This window comes from Sorangiineae bacterium MSr11367 (assembly GCA_037157805.1).
In the GTDB taxonomy this organism is placed as follows: Bacteria; Myxococcota_A; Polyangia; order Polyangiales; family Polyangiaceae; genus Pendulispora; species Pendulispora rubella.
In genome coordinates, this window is record CP089983.1 from 7,104,065 (window position 1) to 7,128,611 (window position 24,547).

Below are 24,547 nucleotides of genomic sequence, written 5' to 3' on the forward strand. Positions count from 1 at the left end.
GACAACATTGGAGTTATGTTGACAGCGTCAACATGCCGCTCATCACCCTCATCCTCGTCACATTGCTCGCCCGGCTCGCGGGATGGCGCCGCTTCGGCGGCGAGCGATTCAGCACGTTGTCCGGCGCGCTTCGTGCCGGCGTGGCTGCCCTGTTCGTGCTCACCGGCACGGTTCATTTCGTCGGCCTGCGCGCGGAGCTCATGAAGATGGTGCCCCCCGTTTTCGGCGATCCCGGCTTCTGGGTCACCGTCACGGGCATCGCGGAACTCGCGGGGGCCATCGGCATCCTCCTTCCCGCAACACGCCGCGCGGCCGCCGCAGGTCTCTTGCTGCTACTGCTCGCGGTGCTTCCAGCCAACGTCTACGCCGCGACCCACCAAGTCACCTTTGGGAACGACCCCGCCACTCCCCTGCTCCCGCGGTTGCTCGAGCAGCTTCTCTACCTGGCGGCGGTGGCGTGGGCGGGCTACGGACCATCGGTCGCGGCGAGGTACACCTCGGGGTGGGCGCGGCGAAGCCACACGGCGTAGCCCAAACCCGCCAGGCCTGCGAACACGAGAAGCCACGGCAAGTCATTGACCATGCGTGACGTCGAGCCCGTGAGCACGCTGTAGTTGTTCACGATGAGGACCATCGCCGCGGTGAGCCCCACGCCGCCCACCGTGGGCGCCACCATGGTGACGAACCAGCGAACGTCGCGCCGCCGACGGAAAAAGGCGACCACGGAGAAGGCGGCCGCCGCCTGCAGCGCAATGATGCCGAGTGTGCCAAGCCCGCCGGTGCTCGTGCTCAACGTCAGCAGCGGATCGGCTCCGCTGAGAGCAAAGGGCAGAACGACGATGGCGGTCAGCGCGATTTGCACGGTGCTCGCCGTGTGCGGCGACCCCCATCGCGGGTGCGTGCGCCCGAGGGCGCGCGGCAAGAGGCCCTCGCGTCCGAGCACGAAAAAGTAACGCGCGGTAGCCGAATGCGTGGCCAGAAGGGCCGCGAAAAGGCTGGTGATCAAAAAGAGGCCCATGGCCATCGTCGCGGGCGCTCCCACGAACGTCCCCGCTGCGTTCAGCACGAACATGCCCGGATCCTTGGCCGCCACGTCGTGCACATGCTCGAGGCCGTAGGCCGTCACCAGCGACCATGCGGTGAGGGCATAGAAGATCCCGATGATGCACACCGACACGTACGTGGCCCGCGGCACGGTACGCGCGGGATCTTTCGCCTCTTCACCGAAGATGGCCGTCGCCTCGAAACCGATGTAGCAATTGAACGCAAACACGAGCCCCGCACCGGCCGCACCCGAGAACAACGTGGACGGCTCGAAGCAACGGAGCGAGAAGGCCGCGAAGCCGCGGTGTGCGACGATGCCGATGTCCATCAGGACGAGGATGGCCACCTCGAGGCCCAGGAGCGTCCCCAGGATCTTCGCATTGAAGTCCACCTCGCGCCGCCCCAACACGCCCACCGCCACGAGAAGTGCGAGCGCCCACATTTGCCAGGGTGCGCTCCAGCCCACCGTCTCCTCGACGATTTTGCCGATGAAGAACGAGGCCGCCCCCAGCACGGAGCAGAAAATCGCGTTGTACGCGAGCAGCGCGATGAAGGCGGCGGCGAGTCCGGCGGGCCGACCAAGACCGCGCGTGATGTACGCGTAGAACGCACCGCCTCGGGTCACGTGCTGACTCATCGCGGCATACCCCGCCGCGAAGCAGAGAAGCACGAGTCCACTGATCAGGTATGCGCCCGGCATGCCCGGACCGCTGCCCAGCGCAAAGCCCAGCGCCATGGATCCGACGACCGCACCGAGCGGCGTCGCCGCCGCGAGCACGAGAAAAACGATGCGGCTCGTCCCGAGGCTGCGTTCCGGCTCGCTCATCGGTTCACCGCGTTCGAGCGTAAGGTGCCCTCGCACGACCGAGAAACAACTTTTCCGGAAGCGATTTACAACTATTTCATGCTGGATCACCGCGCAGTGCGGATCGAGGTCCACGCGAGTGCGCTTCCGAGCAGGAGCATCGCCGTCGAGATGAGTGCGGCGCGTCCGACGCCGGAGACGATGTGCTCGGGGCCACCCGTGGCCAGGGCGCCGAAGAGGGCCACGCCGATGGCGGCGCCGGCTTGGCGCGCGGCGTTCAACACGGCGGACGCGGTGCCGGACCATTCGCGGTCGACGCTGGCCAGGGTGGCGGTGGTCATCGCGGGAACCGCGAAGCCCATGCCGGCGGGGATGAGGAGAAACGCCGGGAGCATGGCCCCGTAGCTGCTCGCAGCGTCGAGGCGAACCAGCAGCGCGTACCCCAACGCGGCCACGAAGGCGCCGATGGTCATGGGCAAGCGCGAGCCCACGCGGGCGGCCACACGCCCGCTGAGCAGGTTCGAGACGAAGAAGCTGCCCGTGAGCGGCAGGTACGCGAGGCCCGCGCGAAAGGCGCTGTAGCCGAGGGCCTGCTGCAAATAGAGGCTCAGCACGAAGATCATGCCGTAGTACGTGAAGTTCACCAGCACGCCGAAGGCGACGGCGGGCGAAAAGTTGGGCTTGCGAAAGAAGCGCAGCGGCAGCATGGGCGCGCGCGCCCGGGACTCGGTCCACACGAAGGCCGCGCCGGCGGCGATCGCGAGGAGCAACCCACCGGCCACCACGGGGTGCGACGCGCCCAGCGGACGCCATTCGATGACGGCGCCGGTCATGCCGGTGAGGGCGAGCACCGCGAAGATCTGCCCGGCCACATCGAGATCGCGCGCGCCGGTGCTCTTGGGTGCCGGCGGCACGTGCGCCGCCGCGAGCCACATCCCGATGGCGCAGAGCGGCAGGTTCACGAGGAAGATGCTGCGCCAACCGAAGGCCGTGAGCAGCAAGCTGCCGAGCACCGGCCCCGCCGCAATGGAGATGGCCCCCGCGGCCGTCCACTGCCCCACGGCCCGCGCACGCACGTCCGGCGCATGCCCCGTGGCGTGGTTCAGCAGCGCGAGCGAGTTGGGCACGAGCAGCGCAGCGCCCGCCCCTTGTACGGCACGCGCCACGACGAGCGATGCCGGCCCGGGCGCAAGGCCGCAGGCCGCGGACGCCGCGCCAAAGAGTAGAAAGCCCGACTGGTACGCGCGCTTCGAGCCATACCGATCCCCGAGCACGCCGGCCGAAAGCAAGAGCACGGCAAAGGCGAGCGTGTAGCCATCGACCACCCATTGCAACGCCGATACCCCTGCCCCGAGATCCGAAGCGATGCTCGGCAACGCGACATTGACGATGGTGACATCGAGCTGCGCCACCACGAAGCTGAAACTCGTCGCCGTGACCGTCCAGAGCAAACCGCGTGCATTCGTCCTCACGCACCGTACCTTAGGGTCGATGCGTGGCAAACGCTTCGATGTTCATCGAAGTGTCGTTCGCGGGCCAGCGATAGCCAATTCCTATGGCATGAATACGCGCAATTTAGTGCCCTGCGCCGGCCCGAGCCATTAGACGATCGGGTATGCGAACGAACCTATGGGTGGCGGTCCTCGCCATCACGATTGTGGTCATGTTGTGCCCTTTTCGGTCGGCGGAGGCGGCAACCACGCGGATAAAGTCGCACGGTCGCTTCGCGTTCGAGGTCACGACGCCAACGGGGAAGGTATTGTTCCTCGATCCGTGGCTGAACAACCCGGCAAACCCGCGGGGAAATGGCACCGATCCCGTGGCGGCGGTCAAGCGCGCCGACTACATCTTGGTCACGCACGGTCACCTCGATCACATCGGGGACGCCGTGGCCATCGCCAAGAACACCGGCGCGAAACTCGTGGCCAACGCCGACTTGGCGAGGAACATGATCAACCTCATGGGATTTCCCGCTGCCCAGGCTACGGACGAAACCGTGGGGGACGTCGGCGGTGAACGGGTCCTCGCGAACGGTGAGGTCATCGTCAACTTCATGCCAGCCCTTCACTCGCACATTTTCCAACAGGCAGATCCGAGCAAGCCAAACGCGTACGGCGGCTCGCCGCTCACGTTCATCGTTCGCATCAAAAATGGGCCGACCATTTATCACACGGGCGACACGGCCTTTTATCGCGATATGGACATCATCGGCGAAGAGTTCCCGCCCGACATTGCCTTGGTCAACATTGCCGGACACTACGGCATGGAGCCCAACATGGCGGCACGCGCGGCCATGGTGACGAAGTCCCGACTCGTCGTCCCCATGCACTACGAGAATGCCAAACCGTTCTTCGCCTTGCTCGATCGCCATGCCATTCCACACCGCGAGCTCTTGGCGGGCACGGAAATGCTCTTCGACGGAAAGAACCCGCGTTTCTAATCGCGAGGGAGCGGTTTCAGTCGTTTGCCGTACGCGATGAGTTCGTCCTTGATGAGAAGGGCGGCGCGTGTGCGGTGCAGGTCGGAGCGATAGGCCAGGTGGATGCGATCGCGTGTGAAGGGCAAACTCTCGTGCAGCGCGACCAACGGATCCTCACCGACCTTCGTGGCGACGCGTCGCGGGAGAATGGCGACGCCCACGTCCTCCTGGGCCAGGCTCTTGACCAGATGGAGCGTCCCGCACGGAAGACGGCGCGCCGGCGTGAGGTTGCGCTCGTGCAACTGCGCAAGAAGCACCGTGCTCGTGGGCAGCGCTGCGAGGTACATCAGCGGCCCCTGTTTCACCCGTTCGTGCGCCGCCGCCGCGGTCACCGGTTTGGCGCCTTTCCTGGGCGCCACGAACAGCTCCGTCGAGTCGGCGAAGAGCTCGACCAGCACGAGCTCGGGATGCTTCAACGGCAACGCGAGGAGGCCGAAATGAACCGTACGATCCACCACGGCGCGTGCGATCTCCTCGGGTGATCCGTACCACAAGGTCAGCTCGATGCCGGGCGCCTTCCGAAGGAATCCGCGCATGAATCGAGGCAGGAAATACGTCCCCAGGGTGGAAGCGCCAATCACGTAGTGCCCGCGTTCCTCGGTTTCGGCATGGCCAATTCGGTGTTCGGCCTGCTCGATGAGCGCGAGGATCTCTCCGGCGTAATCGAGCAGCTCCTTGCCGGTGGTGGTCAGCCGAACGCCATCGCGATCGCGAAAGAGCAATGTCGTCTTGAGGTGCTCCTCCAAGCTGCGCACGGCCACGGTCAAGGTTGGTTGGCTCACGCGAAGTTCCCGCGCCGCGGCGGTCAGGTTGCCGTGCCGTGCAATGGCTTGGAAATAGCGTAAACGCGTCGGATCCACGGCTCATGAATACCGTGAGACGTCCGTATTTCGCCACCGATGTCACTCGCGGTTCGACGGGAGTTCGCCAGGCCATCTCCAGTGGCGCCGCGAGTGAGAATGCGTCAATAGGCGATTTCGAGCACGGGACGCGTCCCCGCAGGCGCTTCCATCGAATGGAACGAGGCGATTTCGGCGTTGCGCTCGCCGGTCAGCAAAAGACCGTTGTTCGCGCCGCTGGTGCACCAACGTTTGGCGATGGCAGTGACATCCCATTTGTACCAAGCGCACCCATGGTCCACCACGGTGGTCGTCACGATGGGGCCGAAACCGGGCATGGCAAACGGTGCGGGGTTGGCCGATGCGACGTTGCAGGTCGAGCATCCGTTGCCATAGTAACCACTGCCGCCGGGTGCCCACGGACCCGAGACCCAATGGGTGGCGACGGGCATGCCGTACGCTTGATCCGCCAAGAGCCTCAAGGTGGCACTCGAGAGCGTCGAGCAAACGGTGGAAAGGGGCACGGGAAACTTCAATAGAACGAGATCGGGTACGGACGATGTGTGGATGTCGTTCACCCGCAATTCGCAGCTCTTCCCGTAATCGACGAAACCGCTGGACGTCCTTTGCACCCACGTATCCGCACTCGGATTGAGACTCATCACCAGGGCTTGTTCGGTGGAATCGACATCTTCCGCATCGGTGGCGGAAACACACGCGACGGCGCTGGCCATCGTGACCGCAAGCCCCAAATGCACAACGATATGACGTATACCCATAGCGCTCATCTCCCTTCGAGCATGGGCTGCGCCGCCGTAGGGGCAGCGCTGGAAAGCCTACTCTCGCCCTTACCTAAGAGCGGCGCACTCCCTCCGCGATTCCCCCGAACGGATGACAATCGCGCAACTCGGAGTTGGCGAGCTACTCTGCCGGAGATGTCGAAACGACGAGCGGCGCATTCGCACTATCGAGGAACTCGACGGTGGTGAACACCAATTCGGTTTGGCCCACGTTCTCGAGGTCGTGGACCATGAATTCGCCTTTGGCGAACGAGACGTGCTTCGTGTCCCCTGCCCGGTAGGTCACGCGCATCTCCCGGCCGTCGTGGTACCGCGCGAGGCCCTCTCCGGCGGTGACCGCCGTCCAAAAATAGTCGAGCACGTGGCGGTGAAACGGCATGCGCTCACCGGGTTTCAAACGAATGGCCCATACCCGCACGCGTTTCGTCTCGGAGAGCAAGACCTGCCCCACGCGTCCATCGCCCTGCCGCTCGGCAAATTCGCGCGCGAGCGCCTCGATCCAACGTGGGGGAATGGTCATCGATGCATGGGGATCCGTCGTCATATTCCTGTTCCTTTCGGATGCGAGAGATTCGTTCGAGAAGGAGGTCGCGAGCGCGGCCATGGGGAGCAGCGCGGCAATCCACGGGATGGCCGAAAGGCCCGGCCCGTGCTCGATCACCATGGCGCCGAGCCACGCTCCGATGGCCCTGCCCAGATTGAACGCCGCGATGTTGAAGCTCGACGCGAGGCTCTGCCCTTCGGAGGCCTTGAGTACCTGCATTTGCAGTGGGGGAGCGATGGCGAATCCCGCCGCGCCGAGCAACGCCACGAAGGGCATCATGGCCATTCGCCGATGCACGGCCCATGTCATGGCCGCGAGGACCACCGCCAAGGATAGGAGGGTGCCGAACAACGCCGGCATCGCATGCCGGTCGGCCATCCGCCCGCCTACGATGTTTCCGAAGACCATTCCTAGGCCCAGCACGACGAGAATCGGGGATACGGTGGCTTCGGAAAATCCCGCCATTCGCGTGAGCAGGGGCGCAAGGTAGGTGAGCATCACGGACAGCCCCGCCCAACCGAGCACGGTGGTGAGCAGCCCGAGAAGGACCGGACGGCGGCCGAGCATGGCAAGGTCGTCGCGCACAGTTCCGCGCTCCGGTGCCTGCGCCGTCGCCGGAACGACGAGGCCCATCACCAACATGGCGATCACGCCGATCGCCGCGATGGCCCAAAAGGTCGCGCGCCAGCCAAGGGCAGCGGCTAGCCATGTCCCGCCGGGGACGCCGAGAACATTGGCCAATGTGAGCCCCGCGAACATGGCCGCCACGGCGGACGCGCTCTTGTGCGGTGGCACCACATGGGTGGCCACCACCGACCCGACACCGAGGTACGTGCCATGGGCCAACGACGTGACGACGCGAGCCGCCATGAGAAGCGCATACGACGGAGCGAGCGCGCAGGCCGCATTGCCGACGGTGAAGATCAGCATCAGCGTCGCGAGAACCACCTTCCGTGGAACGCGGCGACAGAGCACCGTGAGCACGGGAGCCCCCGCCGCTGCGCCGAACGCATACCCCGACACGAGCAGGCCGGCCGCGGCAATCGAGACACCGAGGTCAGCTCCAATGGGGACGAGCAGCCCCGTCATGACGAACTCGGTCACACCGATTCCGAAGGCACCGACGGCAAGCGCATGGAGGGCCAGGGGCATGAACGCGTTCTCCCTCTCGACGAAGTGCCGAGAGCAAGCCTCTACATGCTCGCCCCGCAGCCCGGTGACCAGGTTGCGCATTGGAACAGTAGTTGTGAGCTGAAATCACGAATGCGGGGCCTGCCCGCCGGAGGGGTGGTGTCGAGCGCGAGGAGTTATGCCGGAATTCGGATTCCGTTTTCTACCCGCGCCGCGCCGCCGTCCGCCCACCTCCGTTGCCGCGGCCGGAACTGCGGCCATGAAGCTGTTGTGCTTTCAGAGCGCACGGGCGAGCGAAAGCGCGCGGCGTCCACCGTGCTTCGTTGATTTCGTAAAGATTCTTTCCTAACAATGACACCATGAAATCCGATGAACGCGTTGCGCGGCGTAGTTTCCTGGTGGGCTCGGCGGGTATCGCGGGCGCGGTGGCGTTGCCTGCGGTGGCCTCGGCCCAGGAGGAAGACGCCGCACACGATGTGTACGAAGTCCTCGTCAATCAGGTGGGGTACGAGGCGGTGGGCCCGAAGCGGGCCATCATTGCTGCGTGGGATCCGCGGAAGGTGCCGCTGTTTTTCGCGGTCATCGACCGTGCAGGGCGCACGGTGCATCGCGGTCGAACGACGCCGGCTGGCGTGGTCGACGATTGGCAGCGCGACCGGTTTCCGGCCGGGCCCGATCACCATTGGATTGCGGACTTCACGGCGGTGAACGTTCCAGGGGAATACACGGTCGAGGCGACGGGACCGGGGTGCAAGGGCACATCGTGGCCATTTCGCATCGAGCAGAATGCGCTCGAGCGTTACACGCTCTCACAAGTCATCCACTATTTCCGCGACTCCCGCTCGGACGGACAGTACGACAAAGCCGACCGGCGGCTCGCCATTCCCGGAACGTCGCGGTTCTGGGACGCACATGGAGGCTGGTACGACGCGGCAGCCGATTGGGGTAAGCACTTCACGCAGCTCTCGAAGCTGTCCTATTTCAACACGCTGTCGATTCCACTCACCGCGTGGGTGTTGTTCGCTGCACACGAAAACCTGCTGCGCCGCAAGGATGCGAACTTCGCCTCCGCGCTGTCGTGGTTGCTCGATGAAGGCTTCTACGGCGCGGACTTTCTCACGCGCATGCACGAATCCGGAAAGTCCTTCTACGGCTCGATCCATCAGCCGGAGGCCGACGATCTGAGCATCGATCCCACGAAGCGCACCATGGATGCGGAGCAGATGAATTTCCGCGAGGGCGGCGGAGTGGCCATTGCGGCGCTGGCCAGGGCAAGCACCTACGGAATCTCGGGCGAATACCAACCCGCGGAGTACCTCGCGGCGGCCGTCGATGCCTTTGCCTTCTTGCAAGCCAACAACGTGGCGCTCACCAACGACGGCAAAGAGAATATCCAAGACGACTACAATGCCCTTTTGGCGGCGACCGAATTGGCAAAAGCGACCGGTGACACGCAATACCTGCGCGCGGCGGATGCCCGGGCGGCCAGTTTGCTGGACCGGCTCGCGTCGTGGAGAAATTACCGCGACTATTGGCGCGCCGATTCCGCGGATCGGCCCTTCTTTCATCCGTCGGACGCTGGATTGCCCGTGGTGAGTCTGCTCGCATACTTCGATATTGCGCCGGCGGAGATGCGGGGAAGTATTGCGGCGGTGGTGCGACGTTCGCTCGAATTCGAGCTCGCCATCACCCGCGAGGTGCCAAACCCGTTCGGCTATGCGCGGCAGCTCATTCAAGGACGCGCCGGCAACCGATACAGCGGATTCTTCATGCCGCACGATGTCTCGCGCCCAGGAGACTTCAATTGGTGGCAGGGCGAGAATGCGCGCATCGCATCCCTCGCGGCCGCGGCCCGGCACGCCGCACGCGTGTTTTCCGACGGCACGGTGGACACGGATGCGGCGTTCGCGCTCCGACTCGGCGACTATGCGCAAAACCAGATCGATTGGATCCTCGGACGCAATCCATTCAATACCTGCATGATGGAAGGCCCCGGCCGGGCCGCGGCGCTCTATTTGGAATACGCGGACGCGGCGGGCTCGTGGCGCTGGCTGCGCTCGGCGGGCGGCATCGTCAACGGCGTGACCGGCAAAAGCGACGACGGGCGCGGACTCCATTGGGACCCAGGACAGGCCAGCACGGGGCCGAATACGGATTGGCGCTGGCTGGAACAATGGCTGCCGCACTCCACCTGGTACCTCTACGCCATCGCGGTCGGCGGCCCCCGCCTCCCGTAAACGCCGCCGCCGTGCCCGCCTGGGCGTCCCTTGACGCTAGAATGCTAGCATCCTAGATTCCTTGCAGATGGCCGACGACGTGAAGCAATTCAACGTGTACCTGCCGACCGAACTCATTCGGGAGGTCAAGCACCATGCCGTTGAAACGGAGCAATCCCTGTCGGCCATCGTCGCGGCCGCGCTGCGTGCCTACTTGGACGAGCCGCGTCGCAAACGGAGGAAACATGGAGACTGAGGGCATCGAAGGTTTGCTCATCGAGACGCACAACTGGGGCAAGACGGTCGCCTTTTGGAAGGCGCTCGGCTACGAGCTCGAGTTCGAGACGGATCATCATTCGGGGCAGCTTCGCCATCCGCGGGGCGGGCCATACATCTTCGTCGCCGAGCGTCCGCAGGGCCATGTGCTGCAAGTACAAATGGCGATTGGCGTGCGCGATGCGGCAAAGTTCTCCCCGCCGAGCGCCGGGGTCGTGGTGAGTCCCTTCGAGCGGCAGCATTGGCCGGTGCTTGAAATGGTGGTCGCCGACCCCGACGGCCGGCACATCAGCGTGCACGCCCCGCTGCCCCCGACGGAGGAGAAGCTCCGTGGTTGCTAAAGTTCCCGATCACACCGCGGTGCGGGTGGCTCTTTGGCGGGCGTTGCACGTTCAGGTCGATGCGGCGCCGCACGTTCTCGAAGACGAGGTGGGCCTGCGGTTGGCGGCACCGGCCGAAGATTGGCGTCAGCGCCCGGACATGGATGCGAACTTCACGCGCGTCTTTCGCGCCTCCATCGTGGCGCGCGCGCGCTTCATCGAAGACCTGGTGGAGGAACGAGCGGGGCTCGGCGTCACGCAGTACGTCCTCCTCGGTGCCGGTCTCGACTCCTTCGCGCAACGCAGGCCGGATATCGCCTCACGCCTTCGCGTCTTCGAGGTCGATCAGCCCGAGACCCAGGCCTGGAAGCGCCAACGCCTCACCGAACTCGGTTTCGGTATTCCGGAGTGGTTGCGGCTCGTGTCCGTCGACTTCGAGGCGGGCGGCTCCTGGTGGAATGCGCTCGCGCAGGCCGGCTTCGATGCACGGCAGCCGGCGGTGGTGGCCTCCACGGGCGTCAGCATGTACCTCACCAAGGACGCCATCACCACGACGTTGCGCCAAGTTGCCGCGCTGGCACCGGGTTCCACCTTGGCCATGACGTACATCCTGCCTGTCGACCTGGTTGACCCCGAAGAGCGGCCCGCGCGCCTCATCTCGGAGAACGGCGCTCGCGCCAACGGTACACCGTTCATCAGCTTTTTCGCGCCGGAGGAAATCGTCGCCCTCGCCCGCGAATGCGGTTTTCGAGACGCCCACCACGTGTCGGCGGCCCATCACATTCAGCGCTATTTCGCGGACAGAGCCGACGGCCTGCGGCCTGCGAGCTCCGAAGAGCTGTTGGTCGCCACCACGTAACGCGCTCAGTCCTCGAACGCAGTGCGGCCATTAGGTCGAGCCGGAGCACGCGCCCTTTGACAGGAGGTGCCTCGGGGGGTGCTTCGCGATCGGGGGTGGCGTTGGCGTCCGGCATGGAAATAGCCATGATAACTGCACTTTCGTTTCCGACGGTAGCTTCACGTTTTGGGCGGAACGAAGTGCGGAATGTCGCTCGTTGAGCCATTCATGCTCGAGAGGGCACGACGCCCCCAAGGCTTCAGAATGGCGCGGGTCCAATCGACGAATGGGCAATGGTTCTCCATCACAATGGCTCCGTCGGATGAAATGGCGATCGGCTGCCTGGCTTCTGGCTTTGTGTTCGATGGCGTGCGGTCGCGCGTCGTGCCGCCCCACTCCGGAGAAGCGAATTGCGGCGGAGGCCATTTCTACGGCGTTGCTGCTGCAGCAAACACCCCACCGCCCCCTGCTGGTTTTACGCGACAGCGACGCGTGGACCGACTCGCCCGAAGGGCTTCCGTCGCTCACGGTTTATGAAGACGGATTGGCCATCACGGCCGAGTTTGTCGGCGATCGCGGCGACGTCGACGCCATGGTTGGCCAGGTCGAACATCCGCTCGAGTGGGTTCGCTGGGTCGAGGAACGCGGATTTGCGAACTACCCACTGTACACGAACGTCGCGGGGAGCACGGACCAGCCGACCGTAACGCTGAGTTGCCGCACCGGAGAGCAGTGGCGCTCCGTTCGAGTCCTAGGAGTGCATCCGGATGGCCACATCCAGGCGAAGGGGGGCGAGCCGCCACCGCATTTTCTAGAGATCCATCAAGCGCTGCATCATCTCCCGTTGCGGGATGTGCACCCGTACGTTCCAACCGAATTCCGCGTTGAGTTTTGGGACGCGGAGATGAGCGGCTCCGGCCCCGACGAGGCATGGCCCACCGACGTCCCTCCGCCACCGAACCTCGTGCCGGACGAGCGATCTCTTGGAAGGCCGCGCCATTACACGGCTACCGGCGAGGCGGGAGCGACACTGCATCGGTTCGTTCACGGCATGCCGAACGGGCGACCGACGGTGCGCACGCCATCAGGCGAACGCGTGGCGATGTGGGTGCACTGGATGATCCCCGAGCAGGAGTCCATCGAGCAGATTGAACACTGACGACGGATGACGTTCCGCCTTCTTCTGCCACCGGAGGGCTCATGAGCGTCCGCCAAATTCCCTGGCCAATCGTTCCGCGGCGATTGTTGCTCCATTCGGGATGATTCGGTTCGCCAATGCGCGGGCGCGCGCTTTCATGTCGGCGCTCGAACATTTGCGCAAGGCCGAGATCATCGTGTTCACGGTCAGGTGCTCACGGCGGGGAGCGTAGACGCCCACCCCCAACGTTTGCACGCGGCGTGCGAAGTAGAATTGGTCATACATGTGCGGCGCGATGATCTGCGGCTGGCCGGCCCTCGCGGCGGCGGTCGTGGTTCCCGCGCCGCCATGGTGCACCACGCCCGCGACACGCACGAACAATCGCTCGTGATTGACGTCGCCAATGGAGATGCAATCGCTGCCAGCGTCGGCCGCCTCGAGGTTTCCCCATCCGCGCGAGAAGATCGCGCGCAAGCCTACGGCTCGCGCAGCCTCGAGCAGCACGCGCCCGGTTCGTTGCGAGCCCCGCATGCTGCCAAAACCGAAATAGACGGGCGGCTCACCGTTCGCGAGAAAGCGCTCGAGGTCGTCCGGGAGTGCGCTCGGATCGGGCAGAAACCAGGCACCGGCCTGCACGATCTGGACACCGGCGCCGGACGCGTCGGGGGCCAGTACGGGATCGGCACATAACCACGGACGCTCGGTGAAGATATGCGGCTTGACGCTGTCGACGGCGGTAAGGCCCAGTTTGGCGCGCTCCTCGTTCAATGTAACGAGGAACGCTTCGTTGAAACTTCGCGCTTCATCCTTCCACAGAAGGCGAAAACGCCGCCGCTCTCGCGAGGGGCTTCGTCGAACTCGACCGATCGCCGGCAACCATTGCGGATGGGGGATCCCCATCTTCAGCGGCGGATATTCCGGTGAGGGAAAGGTCACCGGACAGTAGGCCGCGAAGACATACGGTATCCCGAGCGCCTCGGCCACCGAGCGCGCCGCAATCTGCAGCGCCCCCGCACCGACGACGAGATCGCACCCACGGGCGGCCTCGCCCAACACCTGGAACTGGTGACGAACCGTGGCCACGCCAAGCTGCCGTCTCTGTTCCGGCGTGGGCTTGAACGGCTTCGCAGGATCGCCGCCCGCCCCCCGCAAGCCTTTCTCGAGATCGGGACCTATCGGAAAGCACCGCAGTCCGAAGGACTCCACCCAATGTTCGTCATTCGGAGGCACGCACAAACTCGCGTGATGCCCCAGCGCACGGAGTTCGAGCGCCAACGCGAGAACGGGTTGTACTTCGCCACGGGTGCCGATGCTGGAGAGCAGGACGTTCATGCCGCTGCCAGCTCACAGGAAATCGGGCACGGCGGCAACTATTCCCTATTTTCGCGCCGTCGCGAATCGCGCACTGTCGAGTCTTATTCCATAAACGATATATGCCATTTTGTCCAGCATGGATTGATTCGTGGTTGACCCCGCCGGGCGTGTGCCACGTGGCTTGACGTAGGTGCGCTCCACGCAGCATCTTCTTGTCTGGGCACGGAGGAGACGATCGCTGCATCTACCACATCACCTGGTGGTGACGGCCTGGATCATCAGGTCGACGGCGAAGTCGAACTCCGCATCGTGATCGCACCGAGCGAGAAACGGTGCGCTCTCGGCGAGCGCGGGTAGGCCCGCGTTCTCCAGCATCGTGCGACGGCGCGCGATGCCCTCGAGATCGCTCACGCCAAACGTGGGCCCCGCATGGACCTCGCGCAACAGGGTGCCAATCACGGTCGCCAGCAGCGCCCGCAGGAGATGCACGGACGCTTCGGGCGAATGCCCCGCGCGGAGCAGCACGGACATGACCGCCTCCACCGGCCGAAGCGCCTCCAACGACGCGAGCTGGCGCGTGAGCACCAACGGCGCCGCCTGCCGATGGGCCAGCGTCGCACGCCGGAACGCGCGCGCGATCGCCCGCAGATCGTCGGCCACCGAGCCGGTGGGCTTGGGGATGCGAATGCCCGCCAGAACGTGCTCCGCGACCGCATCGAGCAGTCCATCCTTGCCGTCGACGTGGTGGTAGAGGCTCTTCGGGTCGACCCCCATTTCCCGCGCCACGCTTCGCATGCTCACCGCCTCGATGCCTTCGGCGTCGATCACCGTCAAGGCGGCCTTCAAGATCGCTTCGCGGGAAAGCGGTTCGGCACCTTTCGGCGGTCGGCCTCGGCGGGGCGGCTTGGTCATGGGCGCATGATGCATTGGCGCTTGCAAAAATCCACACTGTGGGTAAATTTGGAAAAACCCACGGTGTGGATTAATTGATGAAAGAACCGTTCGACATCCCCAGCGTCGAGGTGCTCCGCGCCCGCGAAAAGCTCGTCCTCGATCATTTCCACGGCGAGGTTGCACAGCGGTGGGACGAGGTTCTCTCCACCTTCCCTCACCCGCACTACGAACTCATCGCCACGTTGACCGTGCACGACGGCGACGACGATGTGCGCCGCTATTATCGAGATACGCGCACCGCCTTCCCCGATCAGCACCACGAGATCATCGCGTTGCGCCACAGTGCCGACGCGGTCATCGTGGAGTTCTGGCTGATGGGAACCCACCAGGGGCCGCTCGGGGGCATTCCGCCGACGGGGCAACGCTTCCGCGTGAGGATGACGGCGTTCTTCCTCTTCGATGCGAACGAAACGCTGGTCTGCGAGCGCGTCTACTTCGACAGCTTGACGATGCTGAAGCAACTGCTCCGCGGCTCGAGCCTCAAGGATCCGCGCAACTGGCCCAAGCTCGTACGGACACTGCGCGGGCTGGCCGCCATGACCCGAGAACCCGATCCGAGGCTGCTGTAGAAGCATGCGCGTTCATCACCTCAATTGCGGCTCGATGCGAATGCCCGGTGCGCCGCTCGTGTGCCATGTGCTGCTTCTGGAGACGCACCACGGCCTTGCGCTCGTCGACACGGGGTTCGGTTCGGCGGACATTGCCGATCCTGGAGGGCGCATCGGCTCCTATCGCCATGTGACGCGCCCGCGGCTCGATCCCGAGGAGACGGCCATCGCGCAGGTGCGAGGGCGCGGCTTCGATCCCGCCGATGTGCGCGACATCGTGCTGACGCACTTCGATGCCGACCACGTCGGTGGTCTCTCGGACTTCCCATGGGCCCGCGTCCACACCACGGCCGACGAGTGGACCGCCGCCTCCCAGCGAGGGTCGCAGTTGGAACGCGCGCGCTACCGTCCTGCACAATGGACGCATGGTCCGAAGCTCGTGCCGCACGGCGCCGGCGGAGATACCTGGCGCGGTTTCCCCTCGGCCACGTGCCTCACGGAGATCGACGACGGGGTCGTCCTCATTCCGCTGCCCGGGCACACGCGGGGCCACGCCGCCGTGGCCATCGACGCGGGCCACCGTTGGATCTTCCACGCCGGCGACGCCTTCTACGACCAAAGCATCGTCACGGGCATCGGGCGCGAACCCCTCATTTTAACGGTGCAAGAGTGGTTCGTCGCCCACGACTGGGCACGCGTCCGGCGAAACCACGAGCGCCTCGCGGAATTGCATCGAAGCGATCCCGAGGTGATGCTCGTCAGCGCGCACGATCCCTCGCTTCTCGAGCGCGCACGCGCCACCTCGGTACCGCGCAACTCTCCTTTGCCATGTTGAAGCGATAGGGGCGGCTCAGGCGAACGCAACCTCGTGCACGACGTTGCCGAGGTGTACGCTGGCGAAGCATCGAGAGCTGCACATCGGGAGCGATGCAGGGGGAGGCACGTCATGGGAATCTTCGACAAGGCGAAGGAAGCCACGAGTTCGGCCAGCATGAAAGCCGCCGAGGTAAAGAACGACGTGGCCGCGAAGGCCGGTGAGCTCAAAGAGCACGCGTCGGCCAAGGCGACGGCGTTGAAGGATTCGGCGACCCAAAAGGGCATGGAGCTTCTGGAAGGCGCCATGACCAAGGTGAAAGATACGCTGCGCGATTTCAATGCCGCGCTGCCCATCGTTCGCAAAGCAGGTTACACGCTCGAGGGTGTGTCGGTCACCTTGGGTCTGCCACCGCAGGTCCATGCCGACTTCGACGCTGCGCATCCGATGAGCGAGGAGGCCACTCAAGAGCTCCTTGCGGCGAATGCCGAGAACAAATTGGCCGTCGTTCTGGTCAAATGCCTTTCACGGGCGCAGCGTCTGCAAAACAATATTCAATTTGCGGGAATGGCCCCGCGTGGCATGAGCGTCGAATTGGGACTCGTTCCCACCTTGATCATCCGCTTCGGCGCCCCGCTCGTCGTCGAGGTCGCCCCCGTCGTCCGCACCGTCGCCGTCTCGGCGCCCGCCTCTGCAGCCTCGGTGGAATAGGGCGCCATTTCGCGACGTCGAGATCCATCAAGGTCGCAACGAGAAGGCCGGGGCGAGCACCTCGCGGGCGAAGTCGGCGATCGAACGCGGCGCGTGGCCCGTGAGCTCGGCGACGTGCTGGGTCGTGAAGTCGCCCCAGCCTTTGGCGTAGGCCGTGCAGTACTCGGTGAGGACCGTGGCGGTCCATGGGTCGGCGCCGAACTTGCGGGCCGCTTCGCCGGCGGCTTCGGGGGCGATGGGGACGTAGGCAATGTTGAGACCGAGTTCCGCCGTGAAGGCCGCGGCGACGGTGGCGAAGTCGATGGCGACGGGCCCGGTGAGCTCCAGAATTTGGCCATCCCACGCATCGCGTTCCACGGCGGCGACCGCGGCGTCGGCGATGTCGCGCGCGTCGATCATGCCGATCTTTCCGGAGCCGCTGCCGAAGTAGACGTTGCCCTCTTCGCGGATGCTTCGAATCCCCTTGAGGGTGTTCTGCATGAAGCAGTGTCCACGAAGGATGACGTGGGTGAGGCCGCTCGCGCGGAGGTGGGCTTCGGCGCGAGCGTCCTGACGGCAGGAGTCCGTCGGACCGTCGAGGCTCGCCTTCAACGACGATACGCGAACGATCTTGCGGACCCCGGCGGCGCGCGCCGCCTCGATGGCTGCTTTCGCTTGCTCGGCCAACGTGCCGCCGGCGGTGATGAGGACCACCGTGTCCGCACCGGCAAAACCAGCCCGCAGGGACGCGCTATCCTCCAGCGTGCCGCGCCGAAGAACCGCTCCGGCGGCGGCCAGCGATGAGGCCTTGAGTGGGTCACGCACGAATGCGATCACGTCTGCGCGCTTCCGCGCGACGAGCTCGAGCACGATGCGGCTGCCAATGTTTCCCGTAGCACCCGTGACGACGATGTTTTGCATGCACCGATGGGTAGCGCCGCTCAGCAGGGTGCACTAGTACGCTATTTGGAAAGCGATTCATAGCATGGATGCACGAATCAATTTGGACCTCAACGACGTGGCGTTGTTCGTGCGCGTCGTTCAAATGCGCAGCTTCGCCGCCGCCGCGCGCGAACGCGGGGTCCCCGGCTCGACGGTGAGCCGGCGCATCGCGCGACTTGAGTCGGTGCTGGGGATTCGGCTTCTCGAGCGCACGACGCGCAGCCTTCACCTCACCGATGCAGGGCGTGCCTACTTCGCCCATGCCGAACGGGCCGTCGACGACGTTTGGCAAGGAACCGATTTCGTCCGGGAGCTGCGCAAGGAGCCGCGGGGTCGCGTCCGGATCCTCGCGCCCCTCATCCTCGGCGCGGCGGTTTCGAAGGTCATTTACATGTACCTTGCAAAGTATCCCGGCGTCTCGCTCGACCTCGAGCTCGACGATCGGCGGGTCGACCTGCTCGCCGAGGGGTTCGACATTGCGATGGTCACCGGAAAGGTCGACAGCACCGACTTCGTCGCGCGCGAGCTATGGCGCTCGACGCGCAAACTCCTTTACGCGAGCCCGCGTTACCTGGAGGTGCACGGCAAACCGCGACGCACGAAAGACCTCGGGCGGCACGATTGCATCGCAACCCGCGCGCGCGATGGCTTCTCCACGTGGACGCTCGGCCGAGGGCGCCACAAACGAAGGATCACCTTCGCACCGCGCTTGTACGTCAGCGAGTTCTCCGCCGCCCACCGCGCGGCACTGGCCGGGGTCGGCATTGCGATGGTTCCCGAGGTACTTTGTGTCGAAGACGTCCGCGCCAAGCGACTCGTTCGCGTCCTTCCCGGGTACGAGGGGGAGACGGGCGGCGTGTATCTACTTTATCGCGCCCATCGCGCGATGACCGCGGCAGTCCGGACGTGCATCGATCATTTCTTGCTCGAACTACCGGCCACCGATCCGAGCCGCAGGGCATGATGCGCGGAATTCTGAACGGAATTACAACTTGCCAAGCAGGTAATCGAAGGGCGCGCCGATCCCCGGGGCCTTGGGATACCCGTAGCAATTGAGGTTTTCCTTCGCGTACGTCCGGGACGTGGCGTCGGCCCGGGATGCCGTCATGGTGATGAACAAGCCATCGTACCCGTCGCAGGGCGGATTCGGCTGATAGGTGATGGCCGCCAGCATCGACTCCAACCGGGCCACTTCATCGCTGGTGAGCGTCCGTGCGCGGTCGACGTACGCGTCCTGCTGGCATACGTGCCACGTGGCCTCATGCGTGGTGCGATCGTACGTCATCTTCGCATGGGCGCTGTTGCACTTCACATCGAAGCCGACGGCTCCCAGCCACGCGCGCTCCAAGCCCACGCGGGTCACGGCATCGTCCACCGCGACGTTCGTCGACGTCCCTTCCTTCGGCGCGGGAGAAGGCGCCCCGTTGTCGATGTCGACATCGGACGAACCTGAGCACGCGGCGAGAAGGACGCTGGCAACCACGGGGAGCAACCGGGTGAGGACGGGCATGGCGGGCGAGGGAGCATGGATCGTTCCAGGGCGATATTCGGTTCATTTCCCTCGTTTTCGCTGTTTTGACCAGGCGTGGCTGCGCCACCATGTGCCATACCTGGACTTCCATCGCGTTCCGATTCAAGGAAGACGAGCGAACACGCGATGAACAGGCTACTGGTCTACGGAACGTTGCTCTCGGGGCAGCCGAATGCCCGCTGGCTTCGCGGCGCGCGCTTCATCGGGCAGGCGCGTACGGAGCCGGGCTTTCGGCTGCATGATCTGGGAGCGTACCCGGGGCTCGTGGCAGGCGGCAGCACGGCGGTGATCGGCGAGGTGTACGAGGTGGGTGCGCGCACCTTGGCCGTGCTCGATGCCTTCGAGGGCGACGAGTACCATCGCGAACGCATCGTGCTCGACGATGGGCTGTGCGCCGAGACGTACCTCCTTGCGCCCGACGTGGCCGCGGGATTTCCGCTCATCGCGTCGGGCGACTGGCGCGACTGGTGCGCGCACCGGGAGATGGCTCAGCGACCGACGAGCCGTTGAAGGTGCTCGGGGTAGCGCGCGCCTTGCACCGCGATGTCGTCGAGTGCGGTGTGGATGTCGCGCAGATCGCTCGGCGTGAGCTCGACGGCGGCGGCTCCGAGGTTTTCGGTCAGGCGCGACAATTTGGTGGTGCCCGGAATCGGCACGATCCAGGGCTTCTGCGCAAGGAGCCACGCCAATGCGATTTGCGCCGCCGTGGCGTTCATCCGCTGGGCGATCTGGCCCAGTCGATCGACCAGGGCCTGGTTCGCCCGAAGCGCTTCGGGCGTAAAGCGCGGAAGCCCGTTGCGAATGTCGTTGCTGTCGAACGTCGCCGTTTGGTTCAGCGCGCCGGTGAGGAAGCCTCGGCCGAGCGGTGAAAAAGGAACGAAGCCGATCCCCAGTTCTTCGAGCGTGGGAAGCACCTCCGATTCCGGCTCCCGGGTCCATAGCGAGTATTCGCTCTGAAGGGCGGCCACGGGCTGGACCGCGTGTGCGCGGCGGATCGTCTGCGCGCCGGCCTCCGAAAGGCCGAAGTGTTTTACCTTGCCTTGCCGAATCAGGTCCTTCACGGCGCCGGCAACATCCTCGATGGGCACCTGCGGATCGACCCGGTGTTGGTAGAAGAGGTCGATGGCGTCCACCTTGAGCCTGCGGAGCGAGGCCTCGGCGACCTCTCGAATGTGCTCGGGACGGCTGTCCAGGCCCGTCCAGCGAGCCCCCCCGTCGGGTGCGGGTGCGAATCCGAACTTGGTGGCAACGGTCACCCGGCCTCGGAACGGCGCGAGCGCTTCGCCCACGAGCTCTTCGTTGGTGAACGGGCCGTAGACTTCGGCCGTGTCGAAGAACGTCACCCCGCGCTCCACGGCCGCGCGAAGGAGGGAGATCATTTCTTGTTTGTCGGCCGGCGGGCCCAAGCCAAAGCTCATTCCCATGCAACCGAGCCCGATGGCGGAAACCTCGAGGCCGTTATTTCCCAGTGTTCGCTTTTGCATATCGTTCTCCCTGAGTGCAGTGAGCAAGAAGATAGGCTCCCGCACGCCTTGCAGAAGGTGCATGAACTGCAAGGGGCGTTTAGAAAAACTTCACGATGCCGCTTCGCGGGCGACGTCGACGAAGGCGCGCAACGATGGGGAAATTTGCGCTCGGCTCGGGTAGTAGAGGAACAACCCGGGCACCTTCGGGGCATACGGTTCGAGGACGATGCGCAGGCGTCCGTGGGCCAGCTCCTCGGTGATGTGGGGTTCGAGCGTGTAGAGCAAGCCCACCCCGCTGACGGCAAGGGAACGCACGAGCACTTGGTTGTTCGTCGTGACGGGCCCGCGGACGGGCAGGCGCCAAGTCTTCTTTCCGCGCTCGAGTTCCCACGCCCATGGCTCCCCCGTTCTTCTCCACCGCATGCAGATGCACTCGTGTTGCAACAGGTCCTTCGGCTTCTGCGGAATGCCGCGCCGCTTGATGTACGACGGGGCGGCCGCAACGACGATGCGGCACGGACCCGAGAGCCGCACGTGGATCATATCACGGTCGATGGACTCCACGAGGCGGATGCCGGCATCGAAGCCATCCGCAACGATGTTGACGAGGCGATCGTCGACGCACACGTCGACCTCGACCTTCGGGTGCCGCTCCACGAAACGCGGAAGCAGGCGCGCGAGAACGAGCGTCACCGCGGACGTCGGCACCGAGAGGCGGACCCGACCCGTGACCTCACCGGGGCGCGAGGATACCGTCTTGAGCGAGTCCAGCGCCTGCTCCACCGCCGGACCTGCGTTCTCCAGCAAACGCTGCCCCGCGTCGGTGAGCGCGACGTTTCGCGAGGTCCGAGTGAGGAGGGCGACTCCGACGCGGACCTCGAGTTGCCGGACGGATTGGCTGAGGGCGGACGTCGACACGCCGAGCTCTCGGGCGGCCGCGGCAAAGCTGCGCCTGCGCGCCACGGCGAGAAAGGAGTTCAGGGCATTGAGGGGCGTGAAGGCCATGTTTAGCGCGCTCGGGTGCGGGGGCGGCGGGTTTGGGTCGGGGCATCGACCGCGGCGACGACGGCGTCGCGGATCCAACGTTGGCCGGTGTGTCCATGATTGCGCTCGTGCCACACTAGGCCCACGGCGAACCCTTCGGCCGGAGGAAACTCGACGAGCTTTAGCTTGTCCGTGCGATCGCGTACGAGCCGCTCCGGCACCAGGGCCACGAAGTCCGATTGGGAGATGAGCTCTGGAACGACGAGGAAGGATGCGGCGGAGAGGACCACGTGGCGGCGCCGCCCCAAGGACGTCAACATGTCGTCGACGGGCGTGACGAAATCGCCGCCGCGGACGGACACGATCACGTGCTCCAACTGGACGAATTCGTCGAGCGTGATGGCCTGGCGCAGCCGAGGATGATTCCGGCGGCCGATGAGGACGTACCGCTCGTCGAACAGGTGGCGGGTGCGAAGGTTGGGCGGGGCGACTTGGGGCGTCATGAGCGCCAGATCGACGTCCCCCCGTGCCATTTGCGCTTCCAGCTGGCCCAAGTCCAAGTGGCGCACGGCCACACGCACCCCCGGAGCCTTTCGTCGAAGGTCGATGACCAGGGGCATCACCACGGCGGCCTGCAGGTAGTCCGTGCACGCAATGGTGACCGTCAACTTGGCCTTGGCCGGGTGGAAGGTCCGTTCCGTGGCGACGACGCCGCGCACCTGATCGAGCGCATGGCGCAGGGGGGCCAGCAGTTCGAGCCCTTTGGCGGTAGGGGTCATTCCGCGATGGGCGGGAAGGAGCAACGGGTCGTCGAAAACGTCCCTCAGGCGACTCAATTGAGCACTGACCGCGGGTTGACTGAGATGGAGGCGGGCGGCCGCCTTCGTCACATTTTGCTCCACGAGCAACGCCTCGAGGGTGACGAGCAGGTTCAGATCGAGTTGCTTGGTATCCACCGGGTGGATAGTAGCCAAGAAGTTCTTCTGTTTCACATATAGCTGGCGCGGCCCCAGACTTTCCTCGAGTCAGACAGGGCGATGTTCTCTTGGAGGATGGACAAGACCGTGAAAAAGAATGTGCTGATCGTTCATGCGCACCCCGAACCCACCTCGTTGACCCGCCAGCTCGTCGAAACGACGAAGCAGACGCTGGAGGCGCAAGGGCACGGGGTCATGTCGTCGGATTTGTATGGCATGCACTGGAAGGCGGTATTCGATGAACGCGACTTTCCGGCGCGCGTGGATCCGGGGCGGCTATCGTTCATCGAGGAGTCGGGGCATGCCTATTCCACCGGGCAGCAGACGGCGGATGTGGCATCCGAGCAGGAGAAGCTGCTCGCGGCGGATGCGTTGATCTTGCAGTTTCCGCTTTGGTGGTTCGGTATGCCCGCCATCCTCAAGGGCTGGGTGGACCGGGTGTTCGCGTATGGGTTGGCCTATGGCTACAAAGGCGAAGGCAATCGGTATCGGTATGGCGACGGTGGCTTGAAGGGCAAGAGGGCTCTGTTGTCGGTCATGGTCGGGGGACCCGAAAAGGACTATGCGCCGCGCGGTATCAATGGGCCGCTCGAGGAGCTGCTGTTTCCCATCACGCACGGGACGCTGTTCTTTCCCGGGATGGAGGTGCTGCCGACGCATGCCGTTTACGGGAGCGCGCGGATGACGGCGGCGGGTGTGGAGGAGGCGAAGGCGGGTTGGCAAGCTCGTCTCGAGGGGCTGTTCGCGGACGCGCCCATTCCCTTCCGGCGGCAGAACGGCGGGGACTATCCCGACGGGCATGGGCTCGCAGCCCATGTAGCCCGGGGGCAGACGGGGCTGAGGGCTCATGTGGGGGAAACGGCCGCGGGAGAGATTCTCGCTTTGAACGCGCCGCGCGACCTGTGAAACGATGGGCCGAGGGCGGTGGCCCGAACGACGATGATCGAGCTGAATGCGTTTTACTATTTCGTGCAGGTGGTGGATCGAAAGGGGTATTCGGCGACGGCACGGGCGCTGGGGGTGCCGAAGTCGAGCCTGAGTCGGGCCATCGGCGAACTCGAGGCGGCGTTGGGGGTGCGGCTGATCCAGCGGACTTCGCGGAGTTTCGAGGTGACCGATGTGGGGCGGGAGATTTACCTGCGTGCCCAGTCGATGCTGGCGGAGGTAGAGGCGGCCGAGCTCATTGCCAAGCAGCGGATTTCCGAGCCGGCGGGGACGATTCGGTTTTCGTGCGCGACGGCACTCGCCGAGTTCGTGATGGCGGAGCGGTTGCCGCGGTTCATGGCGGCGTTTCCGCGGATCGATATGGTGGTGCATGCGTCGGATCGGCGGGTGGACCTGGTGCAGGGGCGATTCGATGTGGCGGTGCGCGCGCATATCGATCCATTGCCGGACTCGAGCCTGGTGCAGCGGCCATTGGCAACGGTGCATTGGGCACTGTTCGCGAGTCCGGCGTATTTGGAGCGGGCAGGTACACCGACGAACCCCGACGAGCTACGGGGTCATGCGCGGCTTGCGCACGGACGCGTCGCGCCCGATCGCGAGGTGGTTTGGACGCTGGAGCATCCGTCGTTGGGCGAAGCGCGCCAGGTCTTTCTGCCGCGCTTGCACTCGGACAGCGTGGCCACGTTGAAGCGGTCAGCTGAAGCGGGAATGGGCGTCGTTGCTCTCCCGGGTTACTTTTGTCGGGCTGAGCTGGCGCGCCGAACCTTGCTCCGAGTCCTCCCCGAGTGGACCGCGGGCACTGCCACATTGACCCTACTCATGCCACCCCGCCGCAGCGATCTCGCCTTCGTCCGTGCGTTCGCCGATTTCCTCATTGCAGAGCTCCCCGCCGCCGTAGCGCTCTAAATTGGCTCTGAGGCAAGCAACCCAGGAACGGATTCGGCATTTGGGA

At 65.0% G+C, this 24,547-nt stretch carries 26 protein-coding genes; 14 read left to right on the top strand and 12 right to left on the bottom strand.

Annotated elements, in window-relative coordinates; genetic code table 11:
- Positions 1-32: 32 nt before the first annotated feature.
- A complete protein-coding gene (locus LVJ94_27345) occupies positions 33-530 on the top strand; it encodes a DoxX family protein (protein ID WXB00626.1) in 498 nt (165 codons plus the stop codon).
- Here the strand turns inward: LVJ94_27345 and LVJ94_27350 are convergent.
- The gene (locus LVJ94_27350) at positions 467-1,870 is read right to left on the bottom strand and encodes an APC family permease (GenBank protein ID WXB00627.1); all 1,404 of its coding nucleotides are present in this window, start codon (positions 1,868-1,870) and stop codon (positions 467-469) included. The two genes, LVJ94_27345 and LVJ94_27350, sit on opposite strands and share 64 nt — an antisense overlap.
- An 86-nt stretch (positions 1,871-1,956) precedes the next feature.
- Positions 1,957-3,321 carry an MFS transporter gene (locus LVJ94_27355; GenBank protein WXB00628.1) on the bottom strand — a complete coding sequence of 455 codons (1,365 nt, stop codon included), beginning with the start codon at positions 3,319-3,321 and terminating at the stop codon, positions 1,957-1,959.
- 143 nt (positions 3,322-3,464) lie between these two features.
- On the opposite strand from LVJ94_27355, the gene LVJ94_27360 reads away from it, so the two are divergent.
- Positions 3,465-4,289, top strand: a complete 825-nt coding sequence (locus tag LVJ94_27360; protein ID WXB00629.1) for a metal-dependent hydrolase — start codon at positions 3,465-3,467, stop codon at positions 4,287-4,289.
- On the opposite strand, the gene LVJ94_27365 is transcribed toward LVJ94_27360, so the two are convergent.
- From LVJ94_27365 to LVJ94_27375, 3 genes are all read right to left on the bottom strand, one after another.
- Positions 4,286-5,188, bottom strand: coding sequence for a LysR family transcriptional regulator (locus tag LVJ94_27365; protein WXB00630.1), 903 nt, complete (start codon positions 5,186-5,188; stop codon positions 4,286-4,288). The two genes, LVJ94_27360 and LVJ94_27365, sit on opposite strands and share 4 nt — an antisense overlap.
- A gap of 104 nt (positions 5,189-5,292) precedes the next feature.
- Positions 5,293-5,946 carry a DNRLRE domain-containing protein gene (locus LVJ94_27370; protein ID WXB00631.1) on the bottom strand — a complete coding sequence of 218 codons (654 nt, stop codon included), beginning with the start codon at positions 5,944-5,946 and terminating at the stop codon, positions 5,293-5,295.
- Between the two features lie 142 nt (positions 5,947-6,088).
- A complete protein-coding gene (locus tag LVJ94_27375) occupies positions 6,089-7,744 on the bottom strand; it encodes an MFS transporter (GenBank protein WXB00632.1) in 1,656 nt (551 codons plus the stop codon).
- Between the two features lie 257 nt (positions 7,745-8,001).
- Between LVJ94_27375 and LVJ94_27380 the strand changes: the two genes are divergently transcribed.
- The 5 genes from LVJ94_27380 (at position 8,002) to LVJ94_27400 (ending at position 12,451) form a co-directional block, all read left to right on the top strand.
- Positions 8,002-9,879: a glycoside hydrolase family 9 protein gene (locus LVJ94_27380; GenBank protein WXB00633.1), complete on the top strand. Its 1,878-nt coding sequence runs from the start codon at positions 8,002-8,004 to the stop codon at positions 9,877-9,879.
- A 67-nt stretch (positions 9,880-9,946) separates the two neighbouring features.
- A complete protein-coding gene (locus tag LVJ94_27385; protein WXB00634.1) occupies positions 9,947-10,114 on the top strand; it encodes a ribbon-helix-helix protein, CopG family in 168 nt (55 codons plus the stop codon).
- On the top strand, positions 10,104-10,475 hold the full coding sequence (locus LVJ94_27390; GenBank protein WXB00635.1) for a hypothetical protein: 372 nt from the start codon (positions 10,104-10,106) through the stop codon (positions 10,473-10,475). Before LVJ94_27385 ends, LVJ94_27390 begins: the two co-directional genes overlap by 11 nt.
- Entirely contained in the window at positions 10,465-11,313 is an 849-nt protein-coding gene (locus tag LVJ94_27395; protein WXB00636.1) for a class I SAM-dependent methyltransferase, read from the top strand. The genes LVJ94_27390 and LVJ94_27395 overlap by 11 nt, the downstream gene beginning before the upstream one ends.
- A 301-nt stretch (positions 11,314-11,614) precedes the next feature.
- Entirely contained in the window at positions 11,615-12,451 is an 837-nt protein-coding gene (locus tag LVJ94_27400) for a hypothetical protein (GenBank protein WXB00637.1), read from the top strand.
- A gap of 39 nt (positions 12,452-12,490) precedes the next feature.
- On the opposite strand, the gene LVJ94_27405 is transcribed toward LVJ94_27400, so the two are convergent.
- Together LVJ94_27405 and LVJ94_27410 are read right to left on the bottom strand one after the other, a co-directional pair.
- The gene (locus tag LVJ94_27405; GenBank protein WXB00638.1) at positions 12,491-13,762 is read right to left on the bottom strand and encodes a glycosyltransferase; all 1,272 of its coding nucleotides are present in this window, start codon (positions 13,760-13,762) and stop codon (positions 12,491-12,493) included.
- Positions 13,763-13,996: 234 nt separating this feature from the next.
- Positions 13,997-14,656, bottom strand: coding sequence for a TetR/AcrR family transcriptional regulator C-terminal domain-containing protein (locus tag LVJ94_27410; protein ID WXB00639.1), 660 nt, complete (start codon positions 14,654-14,656; stop codon positions 13,997-13,999).
- A gap of 77 nt (positions 14,657-14,733) precedes the next feature.
- On the opposite strand from LVJ94_27410, the gene LVJ94_27415 reads away from it, so the two are divergent.
- The 3 genes from LVJ94_27415 to LVJ94_27425 all read left to right on the top strand — a co-directional run bounded on the left by LVJ94_27415 (position 14,734) and on the right by LVJ94_27425 (position 16,771).
- Complete coding sequence (locus tag LVJ94_27415) at positions 14,734-15,267, top strand: ester cyclase (GenBank protein ID WXB00640.1); 534 nt, start codon at positions 14,734-14,736, stop codon at positions 15,265-15,267.
- Between the two features lie 4 nt (positions 15,268-15,271).
- Positions 15,272-16,081, top strand: a complete 810-nt coding sequence (locus LVJ94_27420) for an MBL fold metallo-hydrolase (GenBank protein WXB00641.1) — start codon at positions 15,272-15,274, stop codon at positions 16,079-16,081.
- A 111-nt stretch (positions 16,082-16,192) separates the two neighbouring features.
- The gene (locus tag LVJ94_27425; GenBank protein WXB00642.1) at positions 16,193-16,771 is read left to right on the top strand and encodes a hypothetical protein; all 579 of its coding nucleotides are present in this window, start codon (positions 16,193-16,195) and stop codon (positions 16,769-16,771) included.
- Positions 16,772-16,798: 27 nt separating this feature from the next.
- Here the strand turns inward: LVJ94_27425 and LVJ94_27430 are convergent, their stop codons facing one another.
- Complete coding sequence (locus tag LVJ94_27430; GenBank protein ID WXB00643.1) at positions 16,799-17,671, bottom strand: NAD(P)H-binding protein; 873 nt, start codon at positions 17,669-17,671, stop codon at positions 16,799-16,801.
- Positions 17,672-17,735: 64 nt separating this feature from the next.
- Here LVJ94_27430 and LVJ94_27435 point away from each other — a divergent pair, with 64 nt between their 5' ends.
- Positions 17,736-18,656, top strand: coding sequence for a LysR family transcriptional regulator (locus LVJ94_27435; protein WXB00644.1), 921 nt, complete (start codon positions 17,736-17,738; stop codon positions 18,654-18,656).
- Positions 18,657-18,677: 21 nt separating this feature from the next.
- Here LVJ94_27435 and LVJ94_27440 read toward each other — a convergent pair whose 3' ends face one another.
- The gene (locus tag LVJ94_27440) at positions 18,678-19,202 is read right to left on the bottom strand and encodes a hypothetical protein (GenBank protein ID WXB00645.1); all 525 of its coding nucleotides are present in this window, start codon (positions 19,200-19,202) and stop codon (positions 18,678-18,680) included.
- A gap of 147 nt (positions 19,203-19,349) precedes the next feature.
- Between LVJ94_27440 and LVJ94_27445 the strand changes: the two genes are divergently transcribed.
- Positions 19,350-19,733, top strand: a complete 384-nt coding sequence (locus tag LVJ94_27445; GenBank protein WXB00646.1) for a gamma-glutamylcyclotransferase — start codon at positions 19,350-19,352, stop codon at positions 19,731-19,733.
- Here LVJ94_27445 and LVJ94_27450 read toward each other — a convergent pair.
- From LVJ94_27450 to LVJ94_27460, 3 genes are all read right to left on the bottom strand, one after another.
- Positions 19,712-20,707, bottom strand: coding sequence for an aldo/keto reductase (locus tag LVJ94_27450; protein ID WXB00647.1), 996 nt, complete (start codon positions 20,705-20,707; stop codon positions 19,712-19,714). The genes LVJ94_27445 and LVJ94_27450 overlap by 22 nt on opposite strands.
- Before the next feature lie 90 nt (positions 20,708-20,797).
- Positions 20,798-21,694: a LysR substrate-binding domain-containing protein gene (locus LVJ94_27455; protein WXB00648.1), complete on the bottom strand. Its 897-nt coding sequence runs from the start codon at positions 21,692-21,694 to the stop codon at positions 20,798-20,800.
- Positions 21,695-21,696: 2 nt separating this feature from the next.
- Positions 21,697-22,629, bottom strand: coding sequence for a LysR substrate-binding domain-containing protein (locus LVJ94_27460; protein WXB00649.1), 933 nt, complete (start codon positions 22,627-22,629; stop codon positions 21,697-21,699).
- A 108-nt stretch (positions 22,630-22,737) separates the two neighbouring features.
- On the opposite strand from LVJ94_27460, the gene LVJ94_27465 reads away from it, so the two are divergent.
- Positions 22,738-23,556: an NAD(P)H-dependent oxidoreductase gene (locus LVJ94_27465; protein WXB00650.1), complete on the top strand. Its 819-nt coding sequence runs from the start codon at positions 22,738-22,740 to the stop codon at positions 23,554-23,556.
- A 33-nt stretch (positions 23,557-23,589) separates the two neighbouring features.
- Complete coding sequence (locus tag LVJ94_27470; protein WXB00651.1) at positions 23,590-24,501, top strand: LysR substrate-binding domain-containing protein; 912 nt, start codon at positions 23,590-23,592, stop codon at positions 24,499-24,501.
- Positions 24,502-24,547 lie beyond the last annotated feature (46 nt).

Bases quoted from the DNA above. Each gene is read 5' to 3' on its own strand.
- LVJ94_27410 (WXB00639.1), bottom strand. From the start codon at position 14,656: ATGACCAAGCCGCCCCGCCGAGGCCGACCGCCGAAAGGTGCCGAACCG.
- LVJ94_27345 (WXB00626.1), top strand. From the start codon at position 33: ATGCCGCTCATCACCCTCATCCTCGTCACATTGCTCGCCCGGCTCGCG.
- LVJ94_27430 (WXB00643.1), bottom strand. From the start codon at position 17,671: ATGCAAAACATCGTCGTCACGGGTGCTACGGGAAACATTGGCAGCCGC.
- LVJ94_27400 (WXB00637.1), top strand. From the start codon at position 11,615: ATGAAATGGCGATCGGCTGCCTGGCTTCTGGCTTTGTGTTCGATGGCG.
- LVJ94_27415 (WXB00640.1), top strand. From the start codon at position 14,734: ATGAAAGAACCGTTCGACATCCCCAGCGTCGAGGTGCTCCGCGCCCGC.
- LVJ94_27350 (WXB00627.1), bottom strand. From the start codon at position 1,870: ATGAGCGAGCCGGAACGCAGCCTCGGGACGAGCCGCATCGTTTTTCTC.
- LVJ94_27425 (WXB00642.1), top strand. From the start codon at position 16,193: ATGGGAATCTTCGACAAGGCGAAGGAAGCCACGAGTTCGGCCAGCATG.
- LVJ94_27405 (WXB00638.1), bottom strand. From the start codon at position 13,762: ATGAACGTCCTGCTCTCCAGCATCGGCACCCGTGGCGAAGTACAACCC.
- LVJ94_27390 (WXB00635.1), top strand. From the start codon at position 10,104: ATGGAGACTGAGGGCATCGAAGGTTTGCTCATCGAGACGCACAACTGG.
- LVJ94_27420 (WXB00641.1), top strand. From the start codon at position 15,272: ATGCGCGTTCATCACCTCAATTGCGGCTCGATGCGAATGCCCGGTGCG.
- LVJ94_27375 (WXB00632.1), bottom strand. From the start codon at position 7,744: ATGCGCAACCTGGTCACCGGGCTGCGGGGCGAGCATGTAGAGGCTTGC.
- LVJ94_27450 (WXB00647.1), bottom strand. From the start codon at position 20,707: ATGCAAAAGCGAACACTGGGAAATAACGGCCTCGAGGTTTCCGCCATC.
- LVJ94_27360 (WXB00629.1), top strand. From the start codon at position 3,465: ATGCGAACGAACCTATGGGTGGCGGTCCTCGCCATCACGATTGTGGTC.
- LVJ94_27440 (WXB00645.1), bottom strand. From the start codon at position 19,202: ATGCCCGTCCTCACCCGGTTGCTCCCCGTGGTTGCCAGCGTCCTTCTC.
- LVJ94_27435 (WXB00644.1), top strand. From the start codon at position 17,736: ATGGATGCACGAATCAATTTGGACCTCAACGACGTGGCGTTGTTCGTG.
- LVJ94_27385 (WXB00634.1), top strand. From the start codon at position 9,947: ATGGCCGACGACGTGAAGCAATTCAACGTGTACCTGCCGACCGAACTC.
- LVJ94_27445 (WXB00646.1), top strand. From the start codon at position 19,350: ATGAACAGGCTACTGGTCTACGGAACGTTGCTCTCGGGGCAGCCGAAT.
- LVJ94_27455 (WXB00648.1), bottom strand. From the start codon at position 21,694: ATGGCCTTCACGCCCCTCAATGCCCTGAACTCCTTTCTCGCCGTGGCG.
- LVJ94_27370 (WXB00631.1), bottom strand. From the start codon at position 5,946: ATGGGTATACGTCATATCGTTGTGCATTTGGGGCTTGCGGTCACGATG.
- LVJ94_27470 (WXB00651.1), top strand. From the start codon at position 23,590: ATGATCGAGCTGAATGCGTTTTACTATTTCGTGCAGGTGGTGGATCGA.
- LVJ94_27380 (WXB00633.1), top strand. From the start codon at position 8,002: ATGAAATCCGATGAACGCGTTGCGCGGCGTAGTTTCCTGGTGGGCTCG.